This window comes from Microbacterium jejuense, from assembly GCF_039544225.1.
Classification (GTDB): Bacteria; Actinomycetota; Actinomycetes; order Actinomycetales; family Microbacteriaceae; genus Microbacterium; species Microbacterium jejuense.
In genome coordinates, this window is record NZ_BAABLG010000003.1 from 659,757 (window position 1) to 671,947 (window position 12,191).

Sequence of the window (12,191 nt, forward strand, 5' to 3'; positions counted from 1 at the left end):
AACTTGATCCTCATTTCGTCAATCTTGATCGGATCAACTTATGACAGACCTTCCCCGCCTCAGCGCTGCGCAGGCCGCAGCACGGCTCGGCGTCAAGCCGGAGTCGCTGTACGCCTACGTGTCACGCGGGCTCCTCTCGCGTGAGCGCGATGCGAGCGGGTCGTCGTTCGATCCGCTCGAGGTCGAGGCGTTCGCGCTGCGGCGTCGGCGCGTCCTCCCGCGAGGCGTGGAGCCCTCCGGAGGCGGCATGCCGCTCATGGTGCTCGACACCTCGCTCGCGCACATCGAGGACGACGAGCTGTTCTACCGCGACCGCTCGGTCGCCCGGCTCGCGCACGAGTCCTCGTTCGAAGAGGTCGTGCGCTGGCTGTGGGACGCCCCCGTCCTGCGGGCGCCTGACGCGGCCGACCTGGAGGTTGCGCGCCGTGCCGTCGCCACGCTCGCAGATGCGGCGACGCCCCTGGACCGCCTCTCGGTGGCGGTGACAGCGTTCGCGAGCACGGATCCGCTGCGAGACGACGCGACCACCGCTCAGCTGACCCGCGTGGGCGCGCGGCTGCTCACCGGGCTTCCCCCGGCGCTGGCACCGGCCGCCGCGCCCGAGGCGGCCGTGGCCGGCACGCTGTGGCGCGCTCTCGGCGGGCGCGACACCGATGACGGTCCCCGACTGCTGGACGCCGCGCTCATCCTCGTCATCGACCACGATCTCGCGGTGTCGACGCTGGCGGCCCGGGTCGCGGCCTCTGCGCGTGCGTCGGGCTACGCGATCGTCACGGCCGCGCTGGGCGCGTTCGACGCACCGCTTCACGGACAGGCCAGCCGCGAGGCCGCCCGCATGCTGCGCTCCATCCGCTCGGGCGACGCGCCGGCGACCGCGATCGCCCGGGCCGTGCGCGACGGCGGACGAGGCATCCCCGGCTTCGGCCAGCCGTTGTATGCCGGCGCAGACATGCGCGCCGTCGTCCTGCAGGAGATGCTCCGCGGCGTCCGCGGCGGCGACGAGATCGCGGACGTGATGGATGCGACGGCCGCCGAGGTCGCCCGCCACGCCGCCACTCGCCCCAACCTCGATCTCGCCCTGGCCGCGCTGGAGCTGTGGGGCGATCTGGACGAGGACGCCGGCGCGGTCGTCTTCGCGATCGGCCGCCTCGCCGGCTGGATCACGCACGCGGTCGACGAGTACGCGCAGAAGCCCATGCGGCTCCGGCCGCGCGGGCGGTACGTCGGTCCGCCCGCGGCGGAGTGACCGCCGCCGCGGCGTGTCATCGACCGCAGACGCCGCGCATCCAGACCGCGACGCCGGTCGCGAGCTCGGCCGCGAGCTCGGCCGGCGGACGCTTGCGCCCCTTCACCTCGAATGAGTGCCCGCCCCCCTCGATCCACGCGATCTCAGCGGCGCGGCACGACGCGACGGCAGCTTCGAGCTGCGTGTGCGGGTCGACGAACGGGTCGTTGGTGCCCTCGACGAACAGCTGCGGCTGCGGCACCGCGGGCAGATGGTCGACGCGTGGCTTGTCAGGCCGCCCGGGCGGGTGCAGCGGGTAGCCGAGGTAGACCAGCCCGGCGGGATCGATGACGCCCTCGGCCGCTGCCATCGACGCCATGCGTCCGCCGTACGACTTGCCCATCGCGAAGACCGGCGCGCCGCCCGCGCGCGCCGACAGTTCAGCCTGCACCGCCTCCCACGTGGCGATCGCGTGCGCCGCGGGCCCCGGCATCCGTCGACCCTGCTCGACGTACGGGAAGTTGAACCGCAGCGTCGCGATCCCCTCGCGCGCGAGTCCCGTCGCGAATCCCAGGAGGAAGGGATGCCGGAACCCGGCGCCGGCCCCGTGCGCCACCGCCGCGAACGCCCAGGCGCCGGCGGGCGTCTCGTACTCGGCCGACACCTCGACCGCGCCGGGCGGCAGCCTGACGGCGATCCTGCCCTCGTTCGTCGTCATCTGTCCGCCCCCGTTCCGGTCAAGAGTCGATGTCGATCGTGCCGTGCCGGGCCGCTTCGGCGAAGCGCTCTAGCAGCCACGCTCCGATCGCGAACCACGCGGCGCCCAGCGCCAGGGCGAGCCCGAGACCCGCGGCGAGTGCTCCCCACGCGTCCGGCTCGCCGTCGAGAACCGCCCGCAGGCCGCGCAGCGAATGCGTGACGGGGAAGATCTGGGCGAACCATTGCACCGGAGCGGGCCAGAAGACCACCGGCACGAGTGCGCCGCAGACGAGCCCCATCACGTTGTGCGTGACGTTGGACGCGGCGTTGCGCCACGCCGGACGGCGCAGCACGACGGCGGCCAGCGGCAGCGCGAAGCCGTAGCTCGCGACCACGCTCACCACCGCCGCGAGCGCGGATGCGGCGATGCCCTCGGGCGTCACGCCGAATCCGAACAGCGGCGGCACGACGAGCAATGACACAAGCGACGTGGTGACGGCGCTCGGCAGCCACTGCGTGCTGCGCCCGGCGAACGCCGGCCACGCCCTGCCGGGCGCCGACACGAGCAGCGGCAGGGTGCCGGTCCCCCGCTCCCACGCCGTCGACTGGATCACCCACATGGTCTCGGCCACGCCGACGAACAGGCCGCGTCCGATGAGGAGGAAGTAGGTGGCCTCCCGGCTCTGCAGCAGCAGTCCGATCAGGCCGAAGAACGCGACTTCCATGAGGCAGCGCAGCAGCCAGCCGCTCGACCACGACCACCACGTGTAGTTGGTGCGCAGGTCTCCCAGCCCGGTGCGAACGGCACCGGCGAAGATCCGCGCGCTCGAGGGTCGCACGGGCAGGAGCACGTCACGTGAGGCCAAGCTTGCCCTCCCGCCTGGCGTTGCGCATCGTGAGCCCGAGCAGCACCCGGGCCACCGCGAAGGTCACCGCGGCGAGGCCGAGTACCACCGCGAGGCGCCACGGCCAGCCCTGCAGTCCGATGCCGGTCGCCGAGGCCCGCAGCAGATCTGCCGACCACGACAGGTACACGCCGCGCGAGAGCACCTGGACCCACTCCGGGTACAGCGCGATCGGCACCAGCACGCCGCCGAGCACGTAGAACGGGTAGCTCAGGCTGTTCTGGAAGATGCGGGGCGACCGCGAGTTGACGAAGAACACCGCGAACAGCAGCGCCGTGGCGACGGTCGCCAGCGACATGGCCACGTAGGTCAGCACGAACACCGCGGGATCGGCGACCACCGGCACCACGCCGAAGAACACCCAGCCGGTGAACGCCGACAGCGGCAGCGCGGCCCACGACGCGAGCGTGATGACCGCGACCCGCCCGACCATCACGAGCTCGAGCCTCGCCGGGGCCGCGGCGATCGCCTCGAGCGACTGGTTGTCGCGCTCGTTCGCGATGACCTCGCCCGATCGCAGCAGGGCGAGAGCCCACAGCGCGATGATCGCCGGCGCGAGCACGGCGTAGGCGTCGAGGTCGGCGCGGCCGCTGAAGCGGAAGATCGCGAGGTACCCCAGCGTCTGCAGCGGCACCAGCCACACCGCGAACAGCTCCGCGGGCGAGCGCCGCAGCATGCGACCCTCGAGCAGCGCCGCGGCGCCGATCACGTGGGACGCGCGCACGCGTCTCACCGCACGTCCATCCCGCGATCGCCGATGACGTGGACGTAGACCTCGTCGAGGCTCGGCGAGGTGACCGCCACCTGGGTGAGGCCCTGCGCGACGAGCGCCGACAGCACCCTGCCGACAGCGTCCCTGCCCTGCGTCTCGACGCGGACAGTGGCGCCATCGCGCACCGCCGCCGACACGACGTCGTCCCGCGCCTCGAGCTCGGCGCGCACGCGCTCCGCCGTGGCCGGGTCCGGGGTCTTCACGTCGATGCGCTCGTAGGTCGTCAGCAGCTCACCGAGCCCGCGAGGGGTGCTCGTCGCGAGCAGGCGGCCGCCGTCGATCATCGACACCTCGGTGCACAGCGCCTCGGCCTCCGCCATGTCGTGCGTCGTGAGCAGCACGGTGGAGCCGGCGGCGACGACGCCGCGTACAAGGTCGCGGAAGGCGTGCGCCGACACCGGGTCCATGCCCGTGGTCGGCTCATCGAGCAGCAGCACCTCGGGCGCAGGCAGCAGTCCGCGCGCCAGGTGCAGCCGCTGCTTCATGCCGCGGCTGAAGCGTTCGACCGCCAGCTCCACTCCGCCGAGCCCGACCTGGTCGATCACGGTGTCGATGCGCAGGGATGCCGCGTCCCGAGGCATCCCGTACATCGCCGCCCAGAACTCGAGGTTCTGTCGCGCACTGAGCTTGGCGTAGAGGCCGCGATCGCCGCCGAGCACGAGCCCGATGCGACGGCGCACCTCGAGCGCGTCGCGCTCCACGTCGAATCCGGCGACCCGGGCCGACCCGTTCGTCGGGACCAGGACGGTCGCGAGGATCTTGCACAGGGTTGTCTTGCCGGCGCCGTTCGGGCCGAGGAGGCCGTGGACGGTGCCCGGTGCGACAGTGAGTGAGAGCCCGTCGAGAGCCGTCACGCGCCTCAGCGCCCCGCGCACCCGATACTCTCGCCGCAGCTCGCGGACCTCGATGGCGGGCGCGGCGGCCGACGTCATCGCGGGTCGTCGTCCTTCGCGGTCTCGTCGGTCGTGTCAGCGGCCGGGACCGGCTCCCCGGCGGGGTCGTCGCCGTCGGGCGCGGGGGACGCGTCGGGAGCTTCCGCATCCGGACCGGCCGGGGCGGCCACGGGAGCGTGATCCGTTGACCGCGTCACCCGCTCGCCGTACTTCGGGGGCTCGGACGACGGCGGAGCGACGGGTTCGGCCGCAGCCACCGGCGGCGCCACCGGCTGCGGACGGGCGGCAGCGGCCTGCGGGCCGAGCACCTGGCGGGCGCGCTGCACGCTGTTCGCCGCGACGGTGACCTCGTAGTGGTCGGCGAGCACCTGCATGACCGACGCGTAATCGCGGCGGCGGCGGACGAAGGAGTATGCGACGATGCTCATCAGCATGCCGATCGCGATGCCCACGAACAGCACCCCGACGAACGCCTGGATCGGCACTGAGGGTGACCCGATCACGAGGATCGCCGAGAACAGCAGGCCGAGCAGGACGCCGTTCACCGCCCCCGATCGTGCCGCCGAGGCGTAGCCCAGGCGGCCGGTGATGCGTTCGATCGAGCGCAGTCCCAGCCCGACGATCGCGATGTCGCGCGCGGGGATGTCGGCCGCGATCAGCGACGACACCGCCTTCTGCGCCGCCTCGTACGTCGGGAAGTTCGCCACCGTCTCGCCGACGGCCTCCGAACCCTGCGGGAGGCGCCCTCCCATCATGGTCATCTCCCCATCCTCCCACGGCACGCGGACTACGCTGGGACGTGTGAGCACGCAGAGGGTTTTCGTCGCGCGCCTTTCCGGGTGCTCGGTCTTCGACCCCGCCGGCGACCGTCTCGGCAAGGTCCGCGACGTCGTCGTCATCTACCGAAAAGACGATCCGCCGCGCGTGATCGGACTCGTCGTCGAGATCCCCGGCCGCCGCAACGTCTTCGTCTCCATCGGGCGCGTCACCTCGATCGCCACGGGTCAGGTCATCACGACCGGCCTCATCAACGTGCGACGCTTCCAGCAGCGCGGCGGTGAGGTGCGCGTCATGGCCGAGATGATCGGACGCAAGGTGTTCCTCGCCGACGGCTCGGGCACGGCGGTCATCGAGGATGTCGCGATCGAGCGCAACCGGTTGGGCGAATGGGACGTGGGTCAGCTGTTCCTCCGCAAGCCCAAGACCAGCGCGTCGCCGTTCGCCAAGGGGCCGACGACGTTCGCCGCGTGGGACGACGTGCGCGAGAGCCAGGTGCCCGGCGAGGCCCAGTCCGCCGAGCAGCTCGTCGCGACGTATTCCGAACTGCGGCCCGCTGACCTCGCGAACACGCTCCTGGACCTTCCTGAGGAGCGCCTGCTCGAGGTCGTCGAGGAGCTTCCCGACGACCGGCTCGCCGACGCCCTCGAAGAGATGCCCGAAGAGGAGCAGGTGCACATCCTCGAGGCTCTCGACGATGAGCGCGCCGCCGACATCCTCGACGCCATGGAGCCCGACGACGCGGCCGACGTCCTCGGCCAGCTCCCCGAGGACCAGCGCGAAGAGCTGCTAGACCTCATGGAGCCCGAAGAGGCCGAAGACGTCCGTGCGCTGCTCAAGTACGGCCCCGACACCGCCGGCGGCCTCATGACCAGCGAGCCGATCGTGCTGTCGGCCGACGCGACGATCGCCGAGGCGCTGGCCCTGATCCGTCGTCACGAGCTGCATCCCGCCCTCGCCGCGGCGGTGTTCGTCACCCTGCCGCCGTACGAGACGCCGACCGGCCGGCTGCTGGGCACCGTCCACTTCCAGCGCATGCTGCGGTATCCGCCGCACGAGCGTCTCGGCGCGATCATCGACGACACGCTCGACCCGGTTCCGGCGACGGCGTCGGCCGCTGAGGTCGCACGTCTCCTGGCCTCGTACAACCTCGTGTCGCTCCCCGTCGTGGACCCCGCGCATCGCCTCGTCGGCGCGGTCAGCGTCGACGACGTGCTCGACTATCTCCTCCCCGAGGACTGGCGATCTCAGGATGCCGCCGATGAGCATCCGTCCCCCGACCCCGTTCCCACGACGACCGCGAGCATCCCCAGGAGGCGCTGATGGCACGCACGACCCGCCAGCCGTCGCTCGATGCCCCCCGCGGTCGCTCGGGGATGCTGCAGCGCGCCCCGCAACAGCAGTCCAGCGACCGGTTCGGCCGCTTCTCCGAGGCGTTCGCGCGCGCGATGGGCACCTCCGGCTTCCTCATCGGCATGACGGTGTTCGTCGCGGTGTGGCTGTGCTGGAACATCTTCATGCCGCCCCAGCTCCAGTTCGACCCGGCGGCCACGAACTTCACGCTGCTGACGCTGATCCTGTCGCTGCAGGCGTCGTATGCCGCCCCGCTCATCCTGTTGGCGCAGAACCGCCAGGACGACCGCGACCGCGTGCAGATCGAGCAGGACCGCCAGCGCGCCGAACGCAATCTCGCCGACACCGAGTACCTCGCCCGCGAGGTCGTCGCCCTGCGCATGGCGGTGAGCGACTACTCCGAGCAGGTGCTGACCCGCGAGGTGCTGCGCACCGAGCTGCGGGCGCTGCTGGACCGTCTCGACGCGGCCGCCGAGGCCGAGAGCGGCACCGCACGATGAACGCCCTCTCCCCCGCGGACGCCGTCCGCGCCGCCGTCGGCGCGGTCTCCGACCCCGAACTGCGCCGCCCCATCGGCGAACTCGACATGGTGCGCGACATCTCCGTCGCCGACGGCGTCGCGCACGTCGCCATCGCACTGACGATCGTCGGCTGCCCCGCGGCCGATCACATCGCCGCCGATGTGACGGCGGCCGCAGCATCCGTCACCGGAATCGACGAGGTCTCCCTCGAGGTGGGCGTCATGACGCCCGCCGAGCGTCACGCGCTCACCGATCGCCTTCGCGGCGGACGGTCCCGCGAGATGCCCTTCGGCCCCGGGACCCTGACCCGCGTCATCGCGGTGACCAGCGGCAAGGGGGGTGTCGGCAAGTCGACGGTCACCGCGAACCTCGCCGCGGCGCTCGCCGCGCGCGGGCTCGCGGTGGGACTCATCGACGCCGACGTTCACGGATTCTCGATCCCCGGCCAGCTGGGGCTCGTCGGTCCCGACGGCAGCGTCCCCCAGCCCACCCGCGTCGACGACCTCATGCTGCCCCCGGTGGCGCACGGCGTGAAGGTCATCTCGATCGGCATGTTCCTGCGGCGCTCGGAGGGTGACGGCGCGCCGCTCGGCGCGGTCGCCTGGCGTGGCCCGATGCTCCACCGCACCGTGCAGCAGTTCCTCACCGACGTCTACTTCGGGGATCTCGACGTCCTGCTGCTCGACATGCCGCCCGGCACCGGCGACGTGGCGATCTCGGTCGGCCAGCTGCTGCCGAACGCCGAGGTGCTCGTCGTCACGACGCCCCAGGCCGCCGCGTCCGATGTCGCGGTCCGCAGCGGACTCGTCGCGCGGCAGACCGGGCAGCAGGTCATCGGCGTCGTCGAGAACATGGCGGCGATGGCCCTCCCCGACGGCACGCTCCTCGATCTGTTCGGCGACGGCGGCGGAGAAGCGGTCGCTGCTGCCTTGAGCACCACCGGCGAGGCGGGCGGCACCGTGCCGCTTCTCGGCTCGGTACCGCTCAGCCCGGTGCTGCGGAAGGACGCGGATGCCGGCATCCCGGCCGTCCTGGCCCACCCCGAAGACCCGGCGGCGCAGGCCATCGCCGGGGTCGCCGACGCGCTCGCGCGCGTGCCCCGGGGACTCGCGGGTCGCAGCCTGCCGTTCCGTCCGCGCTGACGCGCGACTCCGCCGACTGCAGGTCAGGTGGCCTCGGTGTCGAACGGCGGCGGTCCGTCGCCGGCGCCGCGGAACGTCTCGCGTGCCGACGGCTCGAGCGCCGTCGTCACCGCCGTCGCCGTCGCGGCGGGTGCGGCACGAGGGGCCACCGGTGCGTCGTCGAGCAGCGCCTCGCGGATGATGCGCCGAGGGTCGTACTGACGCGGATCGAGCGTCCGCCAGTCGACGTCGTCGAAGTCCTCGCCCATCTCGTCGCGCACACGCGTGCGCGCCGTCGACACCCACGCTCGCGCGCGCTTGGTCAGCGCCGCCAAGGACTCGGCGTACCGGGGAAGACGCTCGGGCCCCAGGATGAGCGCAGCGACGACGCCGATCAGCAGAAGCTTCTCGATCGTGAGGCCGAAGATCATGACTTCAGGTTACCGCCGTGCCTGCTCAGTCAGCGCCGCGCGGCCGCGTAGGCTGGCGGGCGGAGGAATTCGCATGGGAGAGCAGAACGCGAACCAGCGGTTCGTCGACGAAGCTACGAGTGAACCCGATCACATCGCGGCCGCGCGCGCGCACGCGCTCGAGCTCGGCGCCGCTCCGGTGAGCCCGGCGATCGGCGCGCAATGCGCCGTGATCGCCGCGGCGTCGCAGGCGCTCAGCATCGTCGAGATCGGCACCGGCGCAGGTGTGTCCGGTCTGTGGCTGCTGCACGGCTCGCCTCGCGCGACGCTGACCACGATCGACAAGGAGCCCGAGCATCTCGGGGCGGCGCGCCAGGCGTTCGCGGACGCGCGCATCCCGGCCGCACGCGCTCGGTTCATCACCGGACGCGCATCCGAGGTCCTGCCCCGCATGAACGAGGCGTCGTACGACATCGTGCTCGTGGATGCCGACCCCGAGGGCGTCATCGAGTACGTGGAGCACGGCCTGCGGCTGGTGCGTGCCGGCGGCACGGTGCTCGTCCCCCGTGTGCTCGCCGGCGGCGCGGTCGCCGATCCGGTCCGGCGTGATGCGGTCACCACGGCGTACCGATCGCTGATCCAGGAGACGCAGGGCTCCCCGGCCGTCATCGGCGCGCTGTCGATCACCGGCGAGGGACTGCTCCAGCTGACCACTGTCCCCTCGTCCTGATTCCCGCCACCCGCGGCGCCCCGGCAGCGCCGGACATGCGAAAGGCCGGTCCGAAGACCGGCCTTTCACGGACGATGCGACTTACGCGGCGTTGACGACGCCACCCAGAACGTCGTAGAGCTCTTTTGCCTCAGCGTCGTTCACAGAGACGACCAGACGGCCGCCACCCTCGAGCGGTACCCGCACGATGATGAGTCGACCTTCCTTCACGGCCTCCATCGGCCCGTCTCCGGTTCTCGGCTTCATGGCTGCCATTGCGGCTCCTTTACATCGATGGTCTGCCAGACAAGTTTATCGTGAGGGCACACGCCCCGGGGTACGCCTGTGGAAAGCGGCATCCTGTTTCTCGATCAGGGAACCTGCCAGGCCGTGTTCCCCAGCGCGTACATGTTGTAGATCCACCACCACTGCCCCACGAGGCACGCGACGAGCACACCCACGCGCCACACGCGCGACCGAGGCACGGCGACAGCGCCCCACAGCGGCGACAACGGCACCAGCAGGCGGAAGACGCTGGACTGCGGGAAGAACACGAGCACCAGATAGAACAGGTAGCTCGCGCTCCACAGCCGGATCTCGACGCCCAGACGCCTCACCTGCGGAAGGAACAGCAGTGCAGCCGCGATCGCGACGATCCCCGCGCCCACCGCGATGTAGCCCCAGACGAGCGGAAGCTGCCACATGGTGACGAACCAGAATCGGATGCCGGCGTCGAACGCCTCGAAGGGCGCGAAGCTCGCATCACCCAGGATCCAGTTGCGCCGCCACGCCAGCTCGGTCGACAGATACGCCCCGGCATCCCCGGTGACCCATCCCGCGATGGCCTGCCACGCGAATCCGGCGGCCACCGCGAGCAGCCCCAGGACGATGATGTGGACGATCTCGCGTGCACCGAGGTGCTCGCGCCGGCGAATCAGCCAGCGCCAGATGCCGAAGAGGGCGAGGAACAGCGCGAACGCGAGCACGCCCGGCCGGGTGAAGGCCATCAGCGGGATGAGCAGATAGAGCCAGCCGTACTTCCGCCGCATGACGCACCACAGCGCGCAGAACAGCCACAGCAGGTTCAGCGTCTCGGCGTACCCCACCTGGAAGAGGGCGGCCAACGGCCCGCTGGCGAAGAAGACCACTGCCCACAGCGCCGCGGATTCGTCGAGACGCAGGCGCAGCAGCCGGTACAGGACCAGGGATGCCGCATACCCGGCCACCAGCGAAACGATCAGCGCGCCGATCGCCCACTGGCCGAACGGCAGCGACACCCATTGTGCGAGGTAGGGGAAGATCGGCAGGAACGCCCACGCGTTCTCGGCGATCTGCCCCGCATCGGTGAGCGGCAGCTGCGACGGATAGCCCGAGTACGCGATCAGCCAGTACCAGGTGCCGTCCCACGCCACGATCGTCGAGCCGAGGTCGGCGTCAGCGCCCATGCGCGTGCCGAACCCCGACAGCTGCGCCGCAAGCAGCAGCAACAGGGTCGTCGCGAGCCGTGCGGCGACGTAGATCACAGCGATGCGCACGGCCGCACCGCCGCGGCGCACCGGCGCAGCAGGAGCCTCGGCGGCGAGCTGCCCGTCAGTCACGTGCGCTCAGCTGCCTGCGAGCCACGCACGCAGGCCCTGTTCGATCGCCTCGATCTGGGCGACAGGAACCCGCTCCTCGTCATGGTGTGCGAGGCTCGGGTCGCCGGGTCCGTAGTTCACCGCGGGCACGCCGAGGGCGCTGAAGCGGGCGACGTCCGTCCAGCCGTACTTGGGACGTGGCTCCGCGTTCACAGCGGCGAGGAACTCCTGCGCGAGGGGCGCGTCGAGACCGGGACGCGCGCCGGCCGCACCATCCACGACCTCCACCTCGAACCCGGTGAAGACGTCGCGCACATGCTGCTCCGCCTCCTCGAGGCTCCGGCTCGGAGCGAAGCGGTAATTGACCTCGACCTCGCACAGGTCGGGGATCACGTTGCCCGCGACCCCACCGCGGATGCGCACCGCGTTGAGGCCCTCGCGGTAGACGAGGCCTTCGACCGGGACCTCGCGCGGAGTGTACTCGGCGAGGCGGGCGAGCACGGGTGCGGCCTTGTGGATGGCGTTGTCGCCGACCCAGGCGCGGGCGCTGTGCGCGCGCACGCCATGCGTGCGCACGATGGCGCGGAGGTTGCCGTTGCAGCCGCCTTCGACGGCGCCGTTGGACGGTTCGCCGAGGATCGCGAAGTCCCCCTGGAACAGATCGGGACGCGTGCGGGCGAGCCGCGTCAGTCCGTTCAGATCGGCATCGACCTCTTCATGGTCGTACCACATCCACGTGATGTCGACGCGAGGCTCGACGAGCTCCGCCGCCAGCTTCAGCTGCACGGCAGTGCCGGCCTTCATGTCGACAGTGCCACGTCCCCAGATCATCGGGACGCCGTCGACCTCCAGATCGCGGGTCGGCAGGTTCTCGTTGATCGGAACCGTGTCGATATGGCCGGCGATCACGACGCGCTGAGCGCGGCCGAGGTTCGTGCGCGCGACGATGGTGTCGCCGTCGCGGTAGACGTCGAGGTGCGGCAATGCCGTGATCGCGTCGTAGATGGCGTCGGCGAGCACGCGCTCGTCGCCGGAGACGCTCGGGATGTCGCAGATGTTCCGCGTGAGTTCGACAGAGGAGACGGAGAGATCGAGCGACGCCATTGCTCGAGTCTACCCAGGGCTGTCGTGCGCCTCTGACGGAGATGCTGTTAACGCGGAATGGCCACCCAGGGTGTGGGTGGCCATTCCGTGAATGGGTGTCCGGCGGTGTCCTACTCTCCCACAGG

The 12,191-nt window shown here is 71.3% G+C and carries 14 protein-coding genes; 5 read left to right on the top strand and 9 right to left on the bottom strand.

Annotated features, from left to right (window positions below; all coding sequences use genetic code 11):
* The first annotated feature begins 40 nt into the window (after nucleotides 1–40).
* Entirely contained in the window at nucleotides 41–1,246 is a 1,206-nt protein-coding gene (locus ABEA46_RS07555) for a citrate/2-methylcitrate synthase (RefSeq protein WP_345543767.1), read from the top strand.
* A 16-nt stretch (nucleotides 1,247–1,262) separates the two neighbouring features.
* Here ABEA46_RS07555 and ABEA46_RS07560 read toward each other — a convergent pair whose 3' ends face one another.
* From ABEA46_RS07560 to ABEA46_RS07580, 5 genes are read right to left on the bottom strand one after another with little or no spacing between them, the layout of a single operon-like run.
* On the bottom strand, nucleotides 1,263–1,943 hold the full coding sequence (locus ABEA46_RS07560) for an alpha/beta hydrolase family protein (protein ID WP_345543768.1): 681 nt from the start codon (nucleotides 1,941–1,943) through the stop codon (nucleotides 1,263–1,265).
* 19 nt (nucleotides 1,944–1,962) lie between these two features.
* Nucleotides 1,963–2,790 carry an ABC transporter permease gene (locus tag ABEA46_RS07565; RefSeq protein WP_345543769.1) on the bottom strand — a complete coding sequence of 276 codons (828 nt, stop codon included), beginning with the start codon at nucleotides 2,788–2,790 and terminating at the stop codon, nucleotides 1,963–1,965.
* Entirely contained in the window at nucleotides 2,777–3,553 is a 777-nt protein-coding gene (locus tag ABEA46_RS07570; RefSeq protein WP_345543770.1) for an ABC transporter permease, read from the bottom strand. The genes ABEA46_RS07565 and ABEA46_RS07570 overlap by 14 nt, the downstream gene beginning before the upstream one ends.
* Nucleotides 3,554–3,558: 5 nt before the next feature.
* Complete coding sequence (locus ABEA46_RS07575) at nucleotides 3,559–4,533, bottom strand: ABC transporter ATP-binding protein (protein ID WP_345543771.1); 975 nt, start codon at nucleotides 4,531–4,533, stop codon at nucleotides 3,559–3,561.
* The gene (locus ABEA46_RS07580) at nucleotides 4,530–5,255 is read right to left on the bottom strand and encodes a YflT domain-containing protein (RefSeq protein WP_345543772.1); all 726 of its coding nucleotides are present in this window, start codon (nucleotides 5,253–5,255) and stop codon (nucleotides 4,530–4,532) included. Before ABEA46_RS07580 ends, ABEA46_RS07575 begins: the two co-directional genes overlap by 4 nt.
* Before the next feature lie 40 nt (nucleotides 5,256–5,295).
* Between ABEA46_RS07580 and ABEA46_RS07585 the strand changes: the two genes are divergently transcribed.
* Genes ABEA46_RS07585 through ABEA46_RS07595 form a run of 3 tightly spaced genes read left to right on the top strand, consistent with a single transcriptional unit; the run spans nucleotide 5,296 to nucleotide 8,287 of the window.
* Nucleotides 5,296–6,594, top strand: coding sequence for a magnesium transporter MgtE N-terminal domain-containing protein (locus ABEA46_RS07585; protein ID WP_345543773.1), 1,299 nt, complete (start codon nucleotides 5,296–5,298; stop codon nucleotides 6,592–6,594).
* The gene (locus tag ABEA46_RS07590; RefSeq protein ID WP_345543774.1) at nucleotides 6,594–7,124 is read left to right on the top strand and encodes a DUF1003 domain-containing protein; all 531 of its coding nucleotides are present in this window, start codon (nucleotides 6,594–6,596) and stop codon (nucleotides 7,122–7,124) included. Before ABEA46_RS07585 ends, ABEA46_RS07590 begins: the two co-directional genes overlap by 1 nt.
* The gene (locus ABEA46_RS07595) at nucleotides 7,121–8,287 is read left to right on the top strand and encodes an Mrp/NBP35 family ATP-binding protein (protein ID WP_345543775.1); all 1,167 of its coding nucleotides are present in this window, start codon (nucleotides 7,121–7,123) and stop codon (nucleotides 8,285–8,287) included. The genes ABEA46_RS07590 and ABEA46_RS07595 overlap by 4 nt, the downstream gene beginning before the upstream one ends.
* Nucleotides 8,288–8,310: 23 nt before the next feature.
* Here ABEA46_RS07595 and ABEA46_RS07600 read toward each other — a convergent pair whose 3' ends face one another.
* A complete protein-coding gene (locus ABEA46_RS07600; RefSeq protein WP_345543776.1) occupies nucleotides 8,311–8,697 on the bottom strand; it encodes a twin-arginine translocase TatA/TatE family subunit in 387 nt (128 codons plus the stop codon).
* A 73-nt stretch (nucleotides 8,698–8,770) separates the two neighbouring features.
* Between ABEA46_RS07600 and ABEA46_RS07605 the strand changes: the two genes are divergently transcribed.
* Entirely contained in the window at nucleotides 8,771–9,406 is a 636-nt protein-coding gene (locus ABEA46_RS07605; protein WP_345543777.1) for an O-methyltransferase, read from the top strand.
* A gap of 81 nt (nucleotides 9,407–9,487) precedes the next feature.
* Here the strand turns inward: ABEA46_RS07605 and ABEA46_RS07610 are convergent, their stop codons facing one another.
* From ABEA46_RS07610 to dapE, 3 genes are all read right to left on the bottom strand, one after another.
* On the bottom strand, nucleotides 9,488–9,661 hold the full coding sequence (locus tag ABEA46_RS07610; RefSeq protein ID WP_019179788.1) for a DUF3117 domain-containing protein: 174 nt from the start codon (nucleotides 9,659–9,661) through the stop codon (nucleotides 9,488–9,490).
* A gap of 95 nt (nucleotides 9,662–9,756) precedes the next feature.
* A complete protein-coding gene (locus ABEA46_RS07615; RefSeq protein WP_345543778.1) occupies nucleotides 9,757–10,983 on the bottom strand; it encodes a hypothetical protein in 1,227 nt (408 codons plus the stop codon).
* A 6-nt stretch (nucleotides 10,984–10,989) separates the two neighbouring features.
* The gene (dapE, locus tag ABEA46_RS07620; protein ID WP_345543779.1) at nucleotides 10,990–12,066 is read right to left on the bottom strand and encodes a succinyl-diaminopimelate desuccinylase; all 1,077 of its coding nucleotides are present in this window, start codon (nucleotides 12,064–12,066) and stop codon (nucleotides 10,990–10,992) included.
* Nucleotides 12,067–12,191 lie beyond the last annotated feature (125 nt).

Excerpts from the sequence above, each read along its gene's own strand:
- ABEA46_RS07555 (WP_345543767.1), top strand. The coding sequence starts at position 41 with ATGACAGACCTTCCCCGCCTCAGCGCTGCGCAGGCCGCAGCACGGCTC.
- ABEA46_RS07560 (WP_345543768.1), bottom strand. The coding sequence starts at position 1,943 with ATGACGACGAACGAGGGCAGGATCGCCGTCAGGCTGCCGCCCGGCGCG.
- ABEA46_RS07575 (WP_345543771.1), bottom strand. The coding sequence starts at position 4,533 with ATGACGTCGGCCGCCGCGCCCGCCATCGAGGTCCGCGAGCTGCGGCGA.
- ABEA46_RS07580 (WP_345543772.1), bottom strand. The coding sequence starts at position 5,255 with ATGACCATGATGGGAGGGCGCCTCCCGCAGGGTTCGGAGGCCGTCGGC.
- ABEA46_RS07590 (WP_345543774.1), top strand. The coding sequence starts at position 6,594 with ATGGCACGCACGACCCGCCAGCCGTCGCTCGATGCCCCCCGCGGTCGC.
- ABEA46_RS07595 (WP_345543775.1), top strand. The coding sequence starts at position 7,121 with ATGAACGCCCTCTCCCCCGCGGACGCCGTCCGCGCCGCCGTCGGCGCG.
- ABEA46_RS07600 (WP_345543776.1), bottom strand. The coding sequence starts at position 8,697 with ATGATCTTCGGCCTCACGATCGAGAAGCTTCTGCTGATCGGCGTCGTC.
- ABEA46_RS07605 (WP_345543777.1), top strand. The coding sequence starts at position 8,771 with ATGGGAGAGCAGAACGCGAACCAGCGGTTCGTCGACGAAGCTACGAGT.
- ABEA46_RS07610 (WP_019179788.1), bottom strand. The coding sequence starts at position 9,661 with ATGGCAGCCATGAAGCCGAGAACCGGAGACGGGCCGATGGAGGCCGTG.
- dapE (WP_345543779.1), bottom strand. The coding sequence starts at position 12,066 with ATGGCGTCGCTCGATCTCTCCGTCTCCTCTGTCGAACTCACGCGGAAC.